This is a genomic window from Paraburkholderia sp. RL17-347-BIC-D, assembly GCF_046027915.1.
Classification (GTDB): domain Bacteria; phylum Pseudomonadota; class Gammaproteobacteria; order Burkholderiales; family Burkholderiaceae; genus Paraburkholderia.
Map to the genome: position 1 here is coordinate 13131 of NZ_JARESS010000015.1, position 15723 is coordinate 28853.

Consider the following 15723-nt stretch of genomic DNA (forward strand, 5'->3'; position numbering starts at 1 on the left):
CGCGGACGAGCCGCACCGTTTACATCGGGCCTTGCCGGCACACTACAGCGGCACCACCTTCGGTTCCGAGTGCGAAGGCAGCTTGTCGAACGGGAAGTACACCGGTCCGCAACCGAGATGAACCGGCGGAAATGCATCCCAGCCGCGTCGAATGAGTGCGGGCTGTTCCGCGCCGCCACAACCGGAAGGCGCTTCACGTGTCAGGTAGGCAATGCCGCCGCGAATCGATAGCGATGCCGTGCGGTCGAGTTCGTCGATGCGGGCCAGGTCTTTGAGGACGAGGTTTTTCATGGTGGATCTCCAGCGGAGTGAGTGAATCAAGGTGGATCGAGGAGAGCGGAGAAATGCCGCACTCATGCCTGTTGATTGCACACACCATGCCATCGGCGGCAAAGCGCCGTGCCGCGTGCTTCTCCGCCGTTTTTCCAGGCAACTGTGATGGAGATCGGCCAACTGGCTGCAAGGCGATGTCGGCGATTCGCCGACATGCGTCCGCGCGTCATGCAGTCATGAAGCTCGCTGAAAATCACGTCACAATAGACCGCTACCGTGAACCGTGCGCATGGAGCGCAGGGTTCGTTGAATCTTGTCAGCACGGAAAGGAGAACGCATGAGCCAGCTCAAAGCCATCGAATATTCCGCGGCGTCGCCGGAAGTCAAAGCCGTGTACGACGATATCAAGCAGATCCGTCAGGTCGACGACGTCAACAACTTCTGGAAGTACATCGCCCAGCATCCGCCGACCCTCGCACGCACATGGGACAGTCTGAAGGACGTGATGGCGCCCGGCGCGCTCGATCCGCTCATCAAGGAACTGCTCTACGTCGCGGTGAGCGTGACGAACAATTGCGGCTACTGCGTGGCGAGTCACACGGCGGCAGCGCGCCGCGCCGGCATGACCGACGAGATGTTCGGCGAACTGCTCGCGGTCGTGGGCATGGCCAACGAGACGAATCGGCTGGCAGTGGGATACCGCGTGCCGATCGATCCGGCCTTCGAATAAGCGCTGTAGCGGGCGTGGCAGTCCGCGCGGGGTTCCGCGCCGCCGACAATGCGATATTCGGCGCCGTAGTCAGGGCGATACGTCGCGCCATTCCGCCAGCAAAGCGGGCAACGCGCCCATGTCCCTGAACACATGTGTGGCACCCGCGCCATGCAAGGCGGTCGCGCTGCTGTGGCCGAGTTCGATCGGGCAATAGCCGAACACGGTGGCACCCGCGGCAACGCCCGCGGTCGCGCCTGTCACCGTGTCTTCGATCACCGCGCAACGGCGCGGATCCACACCGAGCGCCGCGGCCGCGGCCAGGTAGACATCGGGAAAGGGTTTGCTGCGGGGCATTTCGTGGCCGCTGAAGATGCGTCCTTCGAAGCAGTCGAGAATCCCTGCCTTGGCTAGTTGCATCTCCACCTTGATGCGATCCGCGCCCGACGCGACCGCGATGCGCCCATTCAGCGCCGCATGAAGCGCACGCACCGCATCCGGCGCGCCGGGAATCGCAACGAGTTCGAGGTCCAGCGCGGCATTGCGCCGCTCGCGAAACTGCATGAGCCAGTCTGTCGTGATCGCGACGCCGGTGCGCGCTTCGATCAGCGCGGCTTCGTCCCGGACGGCTTTGCCCACGAAAATGCGCATCGTCTCTTCGACGCTCAAGTGCCAGCCCAGCTCGCCGAGCATCTCGGTGAGCACGCGGTTGGTGATGGGTTCGGAGTCGACGAGCACGCCGTCGCAGTCAAAGAGTACGGCGTCGAAGGGGAAATCGGCCATCGGGCAGGGTACGGATAAAGTTCGCGGAACCGGCAAGGATACCTCACCGGCTCGCTCCCCGCAGTGCAAGGGCCGCGTGAGCGGCCCTTGCACCTGGCTCGCAGCGTTAGTCCTTGTACCCGTCGCTCAGCGTCTTCATGAACGCGATGATGTCCTGAATATCCTGATCGCTCATCGCCGGTTGATCGCCGAACTTACGATCGAACGGTGCGTCGGCCACGTCCACGTTGGCATGGTACTGAGCCGGCAGATCGTTGTACTTCTGCACCTTGCCCGACGCATCGCGCGGATAGATTTTCTCCGGCGACGTATTGCGCAGGTTGTAAAAGTCCATCACCTGCTTCAGATCGTGATACACGCCGTTATGGAAAAACACCTTGCGTTCAGCGGCATTGCGCAGCGTCGGCGTGAGGAACATGCCGCAATACTGCGTCTGTTTGGCGAGGTCGTCGCGGAACGGTCCGCACACGCCCATATCGAAGAACTTCGGATCCTTGTTGACCGGAATCGCCGGGTTGCGCGGCACGCCGAGCGCTTCGTATTGCGTGTCGGTGAACACCGGCGGCAAGCCGTCCTTGCTCGGCTGGCTCAAATGGCAGCCGGCGCAGTTCGCCTTGTCCTTGTCGTTGAACAACTGCAAGCCGTGCAGCTCGGCATGCGTCAAACGCGCCTTGCCTTCGAGCCAGTAATCATACTTGCTGCTGAAAGCATGGAACGACGGATCCTCGATCTGATATCGCCCGACGGCGAACATCGCCTCGGAAATCAACAGGCTCGGATTGGTGACGATGCCGGGTCCGAAGATCTGCTTGAATTGATCAAGGTACTTGGTCGCCAGCAGCTTGTGAGCGACATCCTGCGGCGTTGCGTTGGCCATTTCCACCGGATTGGTCAGCGGTCCGAGGGCCTGGTCCTGCAAAGTATCGACACGGCCGTCCCAGAACAATCCGCCTTGCGGCACCATTGCCGCAGCGGCGGGCGCGGCGAGCGCCGTCTTTTGCGCGCGCTGCACGCCGGCGGCTTGCGTCGCCAGTTGCGTCATATCCACCGGCACGTCGGTGTCGCCCTGATCCGGGCCGATGCTGAACGGCGCCTGACGATACAGATACGTGAGCGAAGGCGGCGGACGATAACCCGCCTGGTTCATATGCGCGCCGCCGAGTTGCACCGGGAACGCGTTGTCCGGCCCATACGAATGCTGCGGCGAGTGACACGACGCACACGACTGCGTGCCCGACGCCGACAAACTCTGGTCGAAGAAAATCTGTTTGCCGAGCAGCGCCACCGCGCTTAGCGGCGCGCTCGGTGGACGCAGCAACGTGACCGGATGCGGATTCGCGCCGGTGATTTCCTCGACGATCTCGCCGACCGCGGACGGCGTGCGCTCCGGGTACACGAGCGCGTACGCGCAGTAGACGATGAACACGAGCACGATACCGGCCGCACTCCACGCGAGCAGCCTGAGCCACGAGCGGCGGGTAATCACGGGGCCGGGCTCGCCGCCGGCCGGCAGATGCGAAGGCAGGGCGGCGTCTGAAGGAGGGTTCATGACGGTGATGACAGCTAGTTCGATCGGCTGCGATAAAAGCAAAATCGAGCCAGCACGTTTGCACTGGCTCGACGCCCAACTACGGCTTATGGGTGCGTGACGCTTTTCACGACACGCTGCCGCGCGGCGTGAGGCACGCATGGGGCACGTGCATCACTCACCGGCAAGCGGAAGAGGAAAGCGCTCGGCACGTTCGCGGATCAGCTCGCCGGCGCGGCTGCCAGCTTCGTACCCAGGCTCTGATCCAGGAACAGCGCCGGATTGTTGCCGGAGCCCGAGAAGTTGAACATGTTCATGATGCTGCCCGCCGTCGCGTCGAACGAACCACCGCCCAGGCGTTGCCCGCCCAGCCAGTTGTCTTCGATGAAGCGCACCACGGAGGCCTGGGTGATCGGTGTATCGTCGACGAAGTTGACCTTCGCCCACGGCGACACCACGATAAACGGCGTGCGCGTACCCGGACCGCAACGGCCGTTCACCGCGCCACCGTTCACGCCTTGCGGCTGCACCGCGCCCGCTGCCGTGCACTGACCCACGCCGCTCAGGTTGTCGCTGCCCGCCACCGTCTTGCCGCCCGCGGATTGCGGCGTGGTCGAATCGAACGATGCGCTCGTCGGCGCCTTGAAGCGGTGGTCGTACCAGCCGTCCGAATCGTCGTAGGCGATGATCACGGCGGTGTTCTTCCAGTCAGGCTGCTGTTGCAGGAAGTTAATCACCTTCGTGACGAACGCCTGTTCGTCGATCGGATCCGAATTGCCCGGGTGGCCGTCGCTGATCGCCGGCGCCTTCAGGAAGTTGACGGACGGATAGTTGCCCGCCTTCACCGCGGCGAAGAAGTCGTCGGTGTCGTACTGGTGGTGCACCGGCGTTGCCGTGTTGTCGAGCGGATCGGTCGCGCCGATCAGCGCCGTCGACGTCGGACGCGTATGCGCCAGGTTGGCCGTGCTCGCGTAATACTGGAACCACGCGTGATGCTGCACGTAGTCGGCCTTGGTCGCGTTCAGCACTTGCGAGAAGGTCGAGCGCGCGCAGCCGACCGTGCCGTTCGGATTGACGGTCTGCAAATTGAAGCCGCCCATGAAACCGCCCCACGTCAGGCCCTTCGCGTTGAGCAGGTCGCCGATGTTCTTGTTCTTCGACGACATCACCGCCGTCGGCGGGCTGTTCGCCGCGATCGTGCAGACGTCGCCGGTCGGGTCGAGGTCGCCGATCATCGTGAAGCCGCCCGTGGAGTCCGGAATCGCGTTGGGCGAGGTGCCGCCCGTGACGACCGCGCCGTTGTTCTGGCCGGAGACCACTTCGATCGCGCCCGGCGTCGACGGGCCGTACGTGTCCGTGTACGCGTTCTGGTTCATCGCGAAGTTCTGCGCGTAGTTCCACATGGCCGTGACCGTGTTGCCGTCGAAGTAGCCGAGCACCTGGCCCTTCGTGGCGAACGCGCCGGTGCTGCCGGCGATCGTCGAGGTGGCGGCCGTAAACAGCGGGAACGCGTCCATCGCGCCGTTGTCATAGGCGAGCTCTTCGGCCGCGTAGGCGTGGTTCTGGCTCGACGTATTGGCTTGCGAACGGTCCAGGCGGAACGGCACCAGATCGGTGGCCGGCAGGCCCAGGCCCGCGATCGCCACACTGCCGACCGTGCGGCCCGCCGTGTTCGGCGAGGTGGCCAGGGCGTTCGGGTTGACCGTGATCAGGTTGTTGCTGATGAGGTTGTTGACCGTCGGCGTGCCCGCGGCTGCCACGAATTGCGGCTCGCCGGTCGGGTTGGCTGCGCTCGGGTAGGTCCCGAAGTAGTGGTCGAACGAAACGTTCTCGCCGAAAATCACCACGACGTGCTTGATCGGCGTGGCCGTGGCCACGGCGTCCTGAGCCGATACCACCGGTGCGGGCGTGTTCACGTTGTTGTTCCCGCAAGCTGCGAGCGCAAGCAACGCCGCGAACGGGATGGGTAGGAGGGTTCTACGGAACATTTGACAGGGCTCCAGATTCGACTTCGCCGTTCAGCGTTTCCATCGGAATACGTGTGGATGATCGCTGGGGATATCGCTAGAAATACAGCTAGTGCTAGTGGTCTTGCCGCGACGAACTGCGCGCATTGGACCATTCGATAATTAAGATTTCGAGGCGCGAACCTTACCGAAGCCCTCGGTTTTTATTCATTTGCGTAACCTTTCCTGTCGTTCCGCTGACGCAGCGTGGGCGCGCGGCAACAGCTGCGACCCTGCGCCTCGCGTTTCATCGCGGTTTTTCCCGCATCCTTCTTTCCTTTTGAATTTTTCACACGCCCGTGGCGACGGATTTTTTCCGCTGCTGCGTTCAACAGGAAACGGCGCCGCTTTTTCCGGCTTCGGCTCTTATGGGAGAAACCAACATGACATCCACCAAACCGCTTCGCTTGCTCACCTCCATGCTGGCTGCCGCGCTGACCTGCGCCGCCACGCTGACCGCCGCGCCGGCCTTCGCGCAGGCGGTGATCGTCGCGCCAATGGCGCCGCCGCCGCCGCGCGTCGAAGTGATGCCGGCGCCGCGTGCCGGTTACGCATGGGATCCTGGCCACTGGCGTTGGGCCGAAGGCCGTTATGTCTGGGTGGGCGGCCACTGGCAGGCGGTGCGCGTCGGGCATCGCTGGGTGCCGGGGCACTGGGTGGCGCGTGGCCCCAACTGGCGCTGGGTGGAAGGCCATTGGGCATGACCGGGAAGCGCTGCGACGCTCGACGTTGTTCGGCGCGCCGCGTCCCCCAACCAGGCAGACTGCTATGAAAACGTTCGTGATGATTCTGCTGGCGGCCATGCTCGCCGGCTGTGTGGTGTACCCGGCGCGGCCGGCCTACTATCGGCCGGCGGTCGTCGTATATTGATTGCGGTTGTGCATGGCAAGGCGTGCTGTCTTCTGTCCCGCGCGCACCGTTCGAACCGGTGCGCGTGCAACCATCCGTGTGAGGTGCAGCCAGCATGAGAGGCATCAGAAGGCGTGACGTTCGTCCCACGGCGCGATCCATGCGGTGCGACGCACTCGCGCTCAGGAGCGTCATGCCTTGAGCGAACGCGACCCCGACGCGGAACTGCTCGAACAGGTCGGCCGGCAAGATCCGGCCGCCGTCCGCTCGCTCGTCTCGCGCAAGCTGCCGCGTCTGCTCGCGCTCGCCACTCGCATGCTGGGCGACCGCATGGAAGCCGAAGACGTGGCGCAGGAGGTGTTCGTGCGCATCTGGAAACAGGCGTCGCGCTGGCGGGAAGGCGAGGCGAAGTTCGACACGTGGGTCCATCGCGTCGCGCTCAATCTCTGCTATGACCGGCTGCGCGGCCGGCGCGAGGAAACCCGCGAAGAGATGCCCGAGGAGGTCGATCCCGCGCCGCTGCCTGAGGCCGGACTCGAAGCGCGCGCCCAGGACCAGCGGGTCCGCGATGCACTCGCCGCGTTGCCGGCACGCCAGCGCGAGGCGTTGGTACTCAACTACTACCAGGAAATGTCGAACATCGACGCCGCGGCCCTGATGGGCATCAGCGTCGATGCGTTGGAAAGTCTGCTGGCACGCGCGCGCCGCAATCTGCGCGCTCAACTGGCCGGCAGCGGCCTTAGCAAGGACAAGTCATGACGCCCGAAAGATTTCAGCAGATCGTCGAGGCCTACGGCGCCGAGCCGCGCCGCTGGCCGCAACAGGACCGCGCGGCGGCGCAGGCGTGGGCGCAGTCGCATCGCGCCGAGGCCGATGCGCTGCTGGCGGAGGCGGCCGGCGTCGATGCGTGGCTTGCCGCCGACAAGGTCGAGCCGCCGGACGCGGCCCTGCTCGAGCGCGTGCTCGACAGCGCGCCGGTGCGACAGCCGGCGGCGCCGCGGCGGCGCCTGTGGTGGTCGGGCGCGGCGGTCGCGGGCGTCGGACTGCTGGGCGGCGTGGCCGGCGCTTTCGCCGTGTCGTTCTTCGTGCTGACGGGAACGGGGCCGCAGGCGTCGCAAGCGCATGAGTCGTCTTATTTAACTTCGAGCTTCGGTGGTTCGTCCGCCGATTGGAGCGACGAATGAACGGGCGGTCGTGGAAAATCGTGCTAGTGGCCTCGCTGGTGCTGAATGTATTTCTGGTGGGCGCGATCGTCGGTGGTGCGTATCAATGGTTCACCGCGCGCGGCGCCACGGCGCCCGTGCTGGCGCAACAGCGCGCGCTTCGCTTCGCCGCCGAAACGCTTTCGGCCGAGCGCCAGAAGGCCTTTGTCGAGGGCCTGAAAGACGCGCGCCGCGACGGCCGGCAATATGCCCGCGAAGGCCGCGAAGGGCGTCGCGAAGTGTTGCGTCTGCTGGCGGCGCCGCAGTTCGATCGCGCCGCGCTCGACGCCGCGCTCACGCGTACGCGCGAAGCCGACAGCCATCTGCGCGCGCAAGTGGAAGGCAGTGTGGCCGACTTCGCGGCGAGCTTGTCGCCCGAGGAGCGGGTTCAATTCGCCGACAGCCTGAAAGTGCGCGGGCAATGGCGTGAACCTGCGCCGGCGGCGAATGCGAAGAAACCGGCGAATCAGGCATCGAGCGAATCTTCGGGCGATTAAAAAAACCGCGGCGGCCGCGACGGATTTTCGCGTGGCGGCCGTTCAAGGAAAATCCACAGCCGAAGAGGATGGTATGGCTAACTCACCGAACCTGAACACCGCGGCGATTGCGCTGAACCGTTTCGGCCTGGGCGCGCGTGCCGACGACACGCCGCCCGCCGACCCCAAAGCCTGGCTGCTCGCCCAGTTCGAACAGTACCAGGCGCGGCCGGTCGCGTGGGCGAACCAGCCCGACTCGGTGGCGCTCTCGACCGAACTGGTGCAGCAGCGCATGCGGGTCAATCAGCAGGCTCGCCAGAATGCGGGCGAGGGCGCGGCGATTCGCTCCGCGAACGCGCGGAACATAGCGAGACCTGATGGACAACCCGGCGCGCAAGCAGCGAACGCGCAAGACGTGACAAAGCCGGGTGGTCAAACCAGCGCTCAGGCGAACGCACAATCAAACGCGCAGGCCGACACGCTAAGCCCGGCGCAAGCGAACGCGCAATCTGCCAGGCAAGCCGAACGAAAAGCGCTTCGCGGTGAAATACTCGACATGTACCGCTCGTCGGTGAATGCGCGGGTCACGAGTGCATTGACCACGCAGACGCCGTTCGTCGAACGGCTGGTGCATTTCTGGGCCAACCACTTCGCGGTCTCCACCGAAAAGCCCGGCGTCGCGGCGCTAGCCGGTTCGTTCGAGGCCGAGGCGATTCGCCCGCACGTGCTGGGCCGCTTTGAAGACATGCTGGTGGCCGTCGAGCGTCATCCGGCCATGCAACTGTTTCTCGATCAGACGCGCTCGGTGGGACCGGACAGCATGGCGGCCATGCGTGCCGCGCAGCGAAACCCGGAGCGCAAGCGCGGCCTGAACGAAAACCTCGCGCGCGAAATCATGGAACTGCACACGCTCGGCGTGCGCAGCGGTTATAGCCAGGACGACGTCACCGAATTCGCCCGCGCGCTGACCGGCTGGAGCGTCGCGGGCAATCCGGTCAACGCCGGCAATGTTGGCAACGCGGGCCGGCTGGCCGTGCAGCAGAACGCCGCGCCGGGCACCTTCGTATTTCGCGCCGCACTGCACGAGCCCGGTTCGCGGACCATCATGGGACGCCGTTACGACCAGGCGGGCGAAGAGCAGGCGCTCGCGATCCTGCATGACCTCGCAAGCGCACGGGCGACCGCGCAGCATATCGGCGGCAAGCTGGCCCGTCATTTCGTCGCCGATAATCCGCCGCCCGGCGTGAGCGAGCATCTGGCCAGCGCGTTCGAGCGCAGCGGCGGCGATCTGCCGACCGTCTATCGCGCGTTGATCGACATGCCGCAAGCGTGGTCGCCCACCGCCGTGAAATTCAAGACGCCGTGGGAGTGGACCATTTCCTCGATGCGTGGGCTCGGCTGGCAGGACCTCGGCAAGCTGCAGACGGCGCCCATTCTCACGCAGCTCGGCCAACCGGTGTGGCGCCCCGGCTCGCCCGCCGGTTACGACGACATCGCCGCGAGCTGGGCTGCGCCCGACGCGCTCGTGCGCCGGGTCGAAGTGGCGCAGCGTTTCGCGTCGCAAGTCGGCGACCGGCTCGATGCACGCGCACTCGGCCAGACCTTGCTCGCCGGTTCGCTCAGTGCGCCGACGGCCACAGCGGTATCGCGCGCCGAAAGCGCATCCACGGCGATCGCGCTGTTGCTGGTCTCGCCGGATTTTCAACGGAGATGAATGCCATGCTGTCACGCCGCAAGTTTCTGGGTGTCGCCGCTGCCGGCGCGGGCGCGATGCTCGTTTCGCCGCAGATCGCGTTCGCGAGCGTCGCCACGGAGAGCCGTTTCGTGTTCGTGATCCAGCGCGGCGCCGCCGATGGTCTGAACATCGTCGTGCCCTACGCCGAACCCGCCTACGCAACATTGCGCGGCCCGCTCGCCATCGACACCGCGAACGCGCCACGCCTGAACGGCACCTTCGCGCTGCATCCCGCGATGGGGCAGACCGCCGCGATGTACGCGAACCATCAGGCGCTGTTCGTGCACGCGGTGGCGTCGCCATATCGCGACCGTTCGCACTTTGACGGACAGAACGTGCTCGAGACCGGCGGCACGTCGCCGTATCAGATGAAAGACGGCTGGCTGAACCGGCTCGTCGCGCAGTTGCCCGCCACGCGCGAGAACGCGATCGCGTTCGCGCCGACTGTGCCGATGGCGTTGCGCGGCCCAGCGGCGGTGACGTCGTATGCGCCCTCGGCGTTGCCGCAAGCCCCCGACGATCTGCTCACGCGGGTCTCGCAACTCTACGACCAAGACGCGCAGTTGCGCCCGCTGTGGGAGTCGGCGATGACCGCGCGCGGCCTGGCCGGCGACGCCAGCGCGCGCCAGGATCCGGCGAGTCTCGGCAAGCTCGCCGCCAGTTTCCTGTCGCGCGAGAACGGTCCACGGATCGCGATGATCGAAACCGGCGGATGGGATACGCACAGCGCGCAGAACGCGCGTCTCGCCAATCAGTTGAAGGCGCTCGACACGATGCTCGCGTCGTTGCGCGATGGCATGGGCCCGCTGTGGAGCAAGACCACCGTGCTGGTCGCGACGGAGTTCGGCAGAACCGCTGCCGCCAACGGCACGGGCGGTACCGATCACGGCACGGGTTCGGTGGCGATGGTGCTGGGCGGCTCGGTGCAGGGCGGACGCGTGATCGCCGACTGGCCAGGCCTTGCGCCGCACAATCTTTACGAAGCACGCGACCTCAAGCCGACCACCTCGCTCGATGCGTTGATTGCCGGCACCGCAAGCGAAAGCCTCGGGCTCGATCCGCAGCGCACGGCGTCCGCGCTGTTCGGCCAGACGCCGGCGGGGCGGCCGCTGAGCGGCATCGTGCGTGCGTAACGGCGGTCGCCGCGAAAGAGTGCGCCTTCATCCACGTCGTCAACCAAAGAGCCGGTAAGGGAACCGGCTTAAATCAAATGAAAACACTCAGGAGAGGAACTTGAAAACGATATCGAATGTACGCGCCGTATCGCTCGCGGGTCTTTGCGTCGCGCTGTTGTCAGCCTGCGTGGTCGAGCCCGCCAGACCGCCGCAACCCGAGCCGCTCGTCGAGGTGGTGCCCGCCGCGCCCGCGCCGGGCTATCACTGGGTGAAAGGCCACTACCGTTGGGAAGGCAATCATTGGGCGTGGGTGCCGGGGCATTGGAGAGGATGACGAGTAGCGGCCCTAACGCCGGCCGCCCGCAAGCCGTCGCGCATCCGGCAAACGCCGCAAACGCGCCATCGCGACACAGCCGAGAATCGGCCCGATCGCGAGCATGGTGAAGGCGCCGCGCCAACCCGCCAGCGCGACGACGTCCGGCACCAGATGAATGCTCACCAGCGTCAACAGAAAGCCCGCGCAAGTCTGCGCGGTCAACAGCGTCCCGATCGACGCCGGCTCGGCGAGCTCGGCAATACTCGCCGAAAACTGCGCGGAATCGGCAATCACGGAAATCCCCCAGCACAGCGCCACGCAGCCGACCAGCCAGACCGGCGCGCCGAGCAGCCAGCCCATCAACGCGGCGCACGCGCCGCTCACGGCCATCGCGCCAATCGTCACCGTCGTGCGGCCGAGCCGGTCCGCCAGTACGCCGCCGAGCCATGCGCCGAGCGCGCCCGCCGCAACCGCGCCGAAGGTCAGCCATTCGGCCGCCGCGCGCGGCTCCTGCATACCGGCCGCCGCAAAGCTCGCTTGCAGGAACACGGCGAGCCATGCCCACATCGCGTACAACTCCCACATGTGGCCGAGATAACCGAGGTTCGCGAGCCGCAACGCGGGGTTGCGCCAGGCGCCGGCCAGCGCGGACCATTCGATGCGCGTCGCGCGCGCCATGTTCGGGCCGACGCCGCACAGCAGAATCGCGGCGCCCGCCAGCAGCGCGCAGCACGCCGAGATGCCATAGATCGCGCGCCAGCTCGAACCGCCGAGTGCGGCCAGCAAATGCGGACTCGCCGAGCCGAAGGTCAGCGCGCCGACCAGCAGTCCGATCAACAGGCCCAGGTCGCCTTTCGCCCAGGTCGCCGCGAGCCGCATGCCGACCGGATAGACGCCCGCCATGCAGATGCCCGTCAACAGCCGCAGCAGGATCGCGAGCGGACTCGCCGGCGCGAGGAACACGAGACACGCGGTGGCCACGCCCGCCGTCAGCGCGCTGGCCATGAAGAGCCGCCGTGGATCGAAGCGGTCGGCGAGGGAGAGCAGGGCGCTCGTGACGGTGCCGGCCACGAACCCGGCTTGTACGGCGCTCGTGAGCAAGGTCGCCTGCAAGGCGGACAGACTCTCCGCCTGCTTGACGATCGCCACGACCGCCGACGATGAAAACCACACGCTCATCGCGCCCACCTGGCAGAGCAGCAGAATCACGAGCGAACGCGTCTTGCCGGCCATCGCGTGGCTCGATCGATGCGGGCTTGCCGAGGCCTCTTTCATGCGTGTCTTGTGCCGTGCATCCTGCGTTAGCCGGCCGATTCAGCGGCGAGCGCGCCGCTGGTTTCTGCGGTATGCGTCGCGTGCACGGAGCGCGCGCCGACGCGGTGATAACGGCGGCCGTAGTAGATCAGCGCGTCGCCTTCGACTTGCGTATGCGCGGCTTTCACGGCGCAAAAGAACACGGTGTGCGTGCCGACTTCGGTGACCGATTCGATCTCGCAGTCCAGCGAGGCGAGCGCGCCGTGCAGGACCGGTGCGCCTGTCGCGAGGGTATCCCATTGCGCGGCGGCAAAGCGTTCCGCCATCGGCAGCGTGCTGGTGGCGAAGTGCGCGGCGAGTGTCTGCTGCTCCGCGCTCAACACGTTGACGCAGAGTTTGCCATTGGCGCGGAAAGCCGCGTTGTTGCGGCTGCTGCGATTGATGCAGACGAGCAGCGTGGGCGGCTCGTCCGTCACGCCGCAGACCGCCGACGCGGTGCAGCCGGCCGGACCCGCCGCGCCATCGCTCGTGATGATGTTGACGGCGGCGCCGAGGCCGGCCATCGCGTCGCGGAAGGTGTTCTTGTCAAGCATGTGAGCCTCTGCGAAAAAATCGCCGCGCCGTTGCATGCCGGTGCGGGTGGCGCGGGCCGCGCGAAGTGAAAACGTGCATGACGGCGTGATTGCTAAGCATTGCCTGGAACCGGGGCGGCGGCACAAGCGGGCGAGCGGAATTTCGCAGCCGTGTGGCTGGAAAGCAAACGCGCATGCCCGAAGAGTTTTTCGCGCAACGTGCCCTCACGATACGCTCGCTTGTAAGCGCCGCGTTCCTGCAGAATCGGCACGACGTGCGCGATGAAATCCTCGAAGCATTCCGGCGCGACCGTGCGCGACAGATTGAAGCCGTCCACGCCCGCTTCTTCGGTCCACGCGATCAACTCGCTCGCCACCCGTTCGGCCGAGCCGACAAGCGGCGCCTGGCGGCTGCCCAGCATCATCTGTTCGAGCAGCTTGCGTTTGGTCCACTGCGGACCGGCGGCGCGCGTCATGGCTTCGACGTTCGATACGATGGCCTGGCTCTTGCCGGTTTCGATCGGCTCGTCGAGGTCGTAGCGCGCGAAATCGATACCGAGCGACGCCGCCGCATGCACGAGCGCCGCCTCGGAACTGACATAACGGCGGTACTCCGCGTACTTCTCCTGCGCCTCGTTATCCGTACGTCCGGTGATGACGGTTTGCCCGAGCAGCACCTTGATGTCGTCCGCGTGGCGGCCACCCGCAACGGCATGCGCGCGAATATCATCGACAATCGCTTTCACGGCCGGTCTCGCCTGGCCGTTGACGAACACGCACTCGGCGTGCGCCGCGGCGAACCGTCTGCCGCGCGCCGACGAACCCGCCTGATACAACACCGGCGTACGCTGCGGCGATGGCTCGCTCAAATGCATGGCGTCCACCCGATACTGCTTGCCGTGATGATGGATCACATGGACTTTCGACGCGTCCGCATACACGCCCTGGACTTTGTCGCGCAGCACCGCGCCGTCTTCCCAACTGCATTCCCACAGTTTGTAGACCAGTTCCATGTATTCGTCGGCGAGGTCGTAGCGGTCGTCGTGCGCCATCTGGCCGGTCAGGCCGATCGCGCGCGACGCGCTATCCAGATAGCCGGTGACGATGTTCCAGCCGACCCGGCCGCGCGTCAGATGATCGAGCGTCGACATGCGCCGCGCGAACAGATACGGCTGCTCAACCGTGAGATTGGACGTGACGCCGAACGACAGATGCCGTGTCACCGCGGCCATGGCCGGAATCAGCAGCGTCGGGTCGTTGACCGGCACCTGCACGGCGCCGCGCAAGGCAGCGTCGGGGTTGCCGCCGTAGACGTCGTAGACGCCGGCGACATCGGCGAAAAAGATGCCGTCGAACAGGCCCGCTTCAAGCGTGCGGGCGTAGTCGGTCCAGTACTGCAGATCCGTATAGCGCGCGGACTGATCGCGCGGATGCGTCCACATGCCTTGCTGGATGTGGCCGACGCAGTTCATGTCAAAAGCGTTGAGAACGATTTCCTTCGGCATGGTGTCTTCCGGCTGGGGTGGACGAATGCTTGCGGCTGCGTTCGAGTCACGTGGGGTCGTGCTGGCTGGGCTTACCACGCGATCTTGCGTTTAATATAGTGGACGAAAAATCACTATGCAAGACTTTGATTTTGACTTTTAATGAGCGGCGAGGCGGCCGTAGGGCGTCAGCGTCCATGCCCACACTGCCTCGATATAATTTGCGGTGCCCACTCATTCTCCACTCTTGAACTCGTCCATCTTTTCATGTCCGAATCCGCTGCCATCGATCTGACCCAGGCGATCTCCTCGCGCGTGAAGACCGAACGCGAGGCGCGCAACTGGTCGCTGAGCGAGCTGGCGGAGCGCTCGGGGGTGTCGAAGGCGATGATCAGCAAGATCGAACGAGGCGAGGCGAGTCCCACGGCGACGGTGCTAGGGCGTCTGTCAGGCGCGTTCGGCCTGACCTTATCGACTTTGCTGGCGCTGGCCGAGCAGACCGGCGAGCGGCTCGTGCGGCATGCGCAGCAGTCGGTCTGGCAGGACCCGGAGACAGGCTACACGCGCCGGCGCATCTCGCCACCCACGGGCGGCGTGCTGGAATTGCTCGAGATCGAACTGCCGCCTGGCGTGAAAGTACCGTATCCGCCGGATGCTTTCGTGTTCCAGCATCAGCAGATCTGGGTGACGCTGGGCGTGTTGACCTTCCGGGAAGGCAAGCAGGTTTACCGGCTGGAAGCGGGGGATTGTCTTCAGCTTGGCGCGCCGCTCGAATGCGAGTTCTTCAATGCGGGCGAAGACGTGTGCCGCTACGTGGTCGGCCTCGTTCGACGATAAGCGCTTCCATGTACGTTTCAATGGGCGCTTCAATAAGCGGTTCAAATACCAGGACGACAGGCAACGCCTCACGCTCGCATCGAGCGACGAGCGGCGTTGCCTGTCGTGACCGGCAAGTCACCGGGTGAAAGCAGACGCTTAACCTCCGCCGCCGCCCTGCGTGCCGATCGTGAGCTTATTGTTCACCGACTTCACGCCGGCCACACCCTTCGCCACTTCTTCCGCCTGCGGAATCTGCGCGCCGTCGGGCACCGATCCCGTGATCGTCACCGCACCGCCACGGGCCCGCACGAACACGTTCGACACGTCAAAACCCTGCGCTTTCGATAGAGCCTTGCGCACTTGCAGACCCAGCGCGCGGTCCGTCTTCTTCACCGTTTTGGCACTGGGCGCCGACGCGTCGCCGGTGGCCGTCGCGTCGCTCGACTGCGCATAGGCGCTGGCCGCCGTTGCCAAACACAATGCGATGCCGAGCGCCTTCAAAAGATTGACTGTTTTCACGTTTTCTCCATCCTCGAAAAGTTGATGTCGCTTCGTTGCATGCAAAAAACCACGCGCTTGCGAGCACTTTTCCGCCCACGAGG

17 protein-coding genes are annotated in these 15723 nt (G+C 65.4%); 9 read left to right on the forward strand and 8 right to left on the reverse strand.

Going from position 1 to position 15723, the window contains the following annotated elements:
* Nucleotides 1–42 precede the first annotated feature (42 nt).
* Complete coding sequence (locus P0D96_RS21130) at nucleotides 43–291, reverse strand: hypothetical protein (RefSeq protein WP_132377062.1); 249 nt, start codon at nucleotides 289–291, stop codon at nucleotides 43–45.
* A gap of 319 nt (nucleotides 292–610) precedes the next feature.
* Between P0D96_RS21130 and P0D96_RS21135 the strand changes: the two genes are divergently transcribed.
* Complete coding sequence (locus P0D96_RS21135; protein WP_132377063.1) at nucleotides 611–1003, forward strand: carboxymuconolactone decarboxylase family protein; 393 nt, start codon at nucleotides 611–613, stop codon at nucleotides 1001–1003.
* A gap of 69 nt (nucleotides 1004–1072) precedes the next feature.
* Here the strand turns inward: P0D96_RS21135 and P0D96_RS21140 are convergent, their stop codons facing one another.
* The 3 genes from P0D96_RS21140 to P0D96_RS21150 all read right to left on the reverse strand — a co-directional run bounded on the left by P0D96_RS21140 (nucleotide 1073) and on the right by P0D96_RS21150 (nucleotide 5281).
* Nucleotides 1073–1765 (reverse strand): HAD family hydrolase, encoded by a 693-nt coding sequence (locus P0D96_RS21140; protein ID WP_408315115.1) that lies wholly within the window; start codon nucleotides 1763–1765, stop codon nucleotides 1073–1075.
* Nucleotides 1766–1871: 106 nt separating this feature from the next.
* Complete coding sequence (locus tag P0D96_RS21145; RefSeq protein WP_408315117.1) at nucleotides 1872–3314, reverse strand: cytochrome-c peroxidase; 1443 nt, start codon at nucleotides 3312–3314, stop codon at nucleotides 1872–1874.
* A 200-nt stretch (nucleotides 3315–3514) separates the two neighbouring features.
* On the reverse strand, nucleotides 3515–5281 hold the full coding sequence (locus P0D96_RS21150; RefSeq protein ID WP_408315119.1) for a phospholipase C: 1767 nt from the start codon (nucleotides 5279–5281) through the stop codon (nucleotides 3515–3517).
* Nucleotides 5282–5682: 401 nt separating this feature from the next.
* Between P0D96_RS21150 and P0D96_RS21155 the strand changes: the two genes are divergently transcribed.
* The 7 genes from P0D96_RS21155 (at nucleotide 5683) to P0D96_RS21185 (ending at nucleotide 11010) form a co-directional block, all read left to right on the forward strand.
* Nucleotides 5683–6003, forward strand: a complete 321-nt coding sequence (locus tag P0D96_RS21155) for a hypothetical protein (protein WP_408179127.1) — start codon at nucleotides 5683–5685, stop codon at nucleotides 6001–6003.
* Between the two features lie 301 nt (nucleotides 6004–6304).
* Nucleotides 6305–6907, forward strand: a complete 603-nt coding sequence (locus P0D96_RS21160; RefSeq protein ID WP_408315256.1) for an RNA polymerase sigma factor — start codon at nucleotides 6305–6307, stop codon at nucleotides 6905–6907.
* A complete protein-coding gene (locus P0D96_RS21165) occupies nucleotides 6904–7332 on the forward strand; it encodes a hypothetical protein (protein WP_132377069.1) in 429 nt (142 codons plus the stop codon). The genes P0D96_RS21160 and P0D96_RS21165 overlap by 4 nt, the downstream gene beginning before the upstream one ends.
* Complete coding sequence (locus P0D96_RS21170; protein ID WP_132377070.1) at nucleotides 7329–7847, forward strand: periplasmic heavy metal sensor; 519 nt, start codon at nucleotides 7329–7331, stop codon at nucleotides 7845–7847. Before P0D96_RS21165 ends, P0D96_RS21170 begins: the two co-directional genes overlap by 4 nt.
* A 73-nt stretch (nucleotides 7848–7920) precedes the next feature.
* A complete protein-coding gene (locus P0D96_RS21175; RefSeq protein ID WP_408315121.1) occupies nucleotides 7921–9540 on the forward strand; it encodes a DUF1800 domain-containing protein in 1620 nt (539 codons plus the stop codon).
* 5 nt (nucleotides 9541–9545) lie between these two features.
* The gene (locus tag P0D96_RS21180; RefSeq protein ID WP_408315122.1) at nucleotides 9546–10694 is read left to right on the forward strand and encodes a DUF1501 domain-containing protein; all 1149 of its coding nucleotides are present in this window, start codon (nucleotides 9546–9548) and stop codon (nucleotides 10692–10694) included.
* Between the two features lie 100 nt (nucleotides 10695–10794).
* Nucleotides 10795–11010 (forward strand): YXWGXW repeat-containing protein, encoded by a 216-nt coding sequence (locus tag P0D96_RS21185; RefSeq protein WP_408179131.1) that lies wholly within the window; start codon nucleotides 10795–10797, stop codon nucleotides 11008–11010.
* 12 nt (nucleotides 11011–11022) lie between these two features.
* Here P0D96_RS21185 and P0D96_RS21190 read toward each other — a convergent pair whose 3' ends face one another.
* The 3 genes from P0D96_RS21190 to P0D96_RS21200 all read right to left on the reverse strand — a co-directional run bounded on the left by P0D96_RS21190 (nucleotide 11023) and on the right by P0D96_RS21200 (nucleotide 14323).
* Nucleotides 11023–12267 carry an MFS transporter gene (locus P0D96_RS21190; RefSeq protein WP_408315124.1) on the reverse strand — a complete coding sequence of 415 codons (1245 nt, stop codon included), beginning with the start codon at nucleotides 12265–12267 and terminating at the stop codon, nucleotides 11023–11025.
* Between the two features lie 26 nt (nucleotides 12268–12293).
* Nucleotides 12294–12839 (reverse strand): flavin reductase, encoded by a 546-nt coding sequence (locus P0D96_RS21195; RefSeq protein WP_408315126.1) that lies wholly within the window; start codon nucleotides 12837–12839, stop codon nucleotides 12294–12296.
* Between the two features lie 92 nt (nucleotides 12840–12931).
* Nucleotides 12932–14323, reverse strand: a complete 1392-nt coding sequence (locus tag P0D96_RS21200; protein WP_408315127.1) for an LLM class flavin-dependent oxidoreductase — start codon at nucleotides 14321–14323, stop codon at nucleotides 12932–12934.
* A gap of 246 nt (nucleotides 14324–14569) precedes the next feature.
* Here P0D96_RS21200 and P0D96_RS21205 point away from each other — a divergent pair, with 246 nt between their 5' ends.
* On the forward strand, nucleotides 14570–15139 hold the full coding sequence (locus P0D96_RS21205) for a helix-turn-helix domain-containing protein (protein WP_132377076.1): 570 nt from the start codon (nucleotides 14570–14572) through the stop codon (nucleotides 15137–15139).
* A 138-nt stretch (nucleotides 15140–15277) separates the two neighbouring features.
* Here the strand turns inward: P0D96_RS21205 and P0D96_RS21210 are convergent, their stop codons facing one another.
* On the reverse strand, nucleotides 15278–15640 hold the full coding sequence (locus P0D96_RS21210; RefSeq protein WP_408179135.1) for a BON domain-containing protein: 363 nt from the start codon (nucleotides 15638–15640) through the stop codon (nucleotides 15278–15280).
* Between the last annotated feature and the right edge of the window lie 83 nt (nucleotides 15641–15723).

What these genes read in the sequence shown, in the direction of transcription:
- P0D96_RS21130 (WP_132377062.1), bottom strand. Translation starts at nt 291, where the DNA reads ATGAAAAACCTCGTCCTCAAAGACCTGGCCCGCATCGACGAACTCGAC.
- P0D96_RS21135 (WP_132377063.1), top strand. Translation starts at nt 611, where the DNA reads ATGAGCCAGCTCAAAGCCATCGAATATTCCGCGGCGTCGCCGGAAGTC.
- P0D96_RS21140 (WP_408315115.1), bottom strand. Translation starts at nt 1,765, where the DNA reads ATGGCCGATTTCCCCTTCGACGCCGTACTCTTTGACTGCGACGGCGTG.
- P0D96_RS21145 (WP_408315117.1), bottom strand. Translation starts at nt 3,314, where the DNA reads ATGAACCCTCCTTCAGACGCCGCCCTGCCTTCGCATCTGCCGGCCGGC.
- P0D96_RS21150 (WP_408315119.1), bottom strand. Translation starts at nt 5,281, where the DNA reads ATGTTCCGTAGAACCCTCCTACCCATCCCGTTCGCGGCGTTGCTTGCG.
- P0D96_RS21155 (WP_408179127.1), top strand. Translation starts at nt 5,683, where the DNA reads ATGACATCCACCAAACCGCTTCGCTTGCTCACCTCCATGCTGGCTGCC.
- P0D96_RS21165 (WP_132377069.1), top strand. Translation starts at nt 6,904, where the DNA reads ATGACGCCCGAAAGATTTCAGCAGATCGTCGAGGCCTACGGCGCCGAG.
- P0D96_RS21170 (WP_132377070.1), top strand. Translation starts at nt 7,329, where the DNA reads ATGAACGGGCGGTCGTGGAAAATCGTGCTAGTGGCCTCGCTGGTGCTG.
- P0D96_RS21175 (WP_408315121.1), top strand. Translation starts at nt 7,921, where the DNA reads ATGGCTAACTCACCGAACCTGAACACCGCGGCGATTGCGCTGAACCGT.
- P0D96_RS21180 (WP_408315122.1), top strand. Translation starts at nt 9,546, where the DNA reads ATGCTGTCACGCCGCAAGTTTCTGGGTGTCGCCGCTGCCGGCGCGGGC.
- P0D96_RS21190 (WP_408315124.1), bottom strand. Translation starts at nt 12,267, where the DNA reads ATGAAAGAGGCCTCGGCAAGCCCGCATCGATCGAGCCACGCGATGGCC.
- P0D96_RS21195 (WP_408315126.1), bottom strand. Translation starts at nt 12,839, where the DNA reads ATGCTTGACAAGAACACCTTCCGCGACGCGATGGCCGGCCTCGGCGCC.
- P0D96_RS21200 (WP_408315127.1), bottom strand. Translation starts at nt 14,323, where the DNA reads ATGCCGAAGGAAATCGTTCTCAACGCTTTTGACATGAACTGCGTCGGC.
- P0D96_RS21205 (WP_132377076.1), top strand. Translation starts at nt 14,570, where the DNA reads ATGTCCGAATCCGCTGCCATCGATCTGACCCAGGCGATCTCCTCGCGC.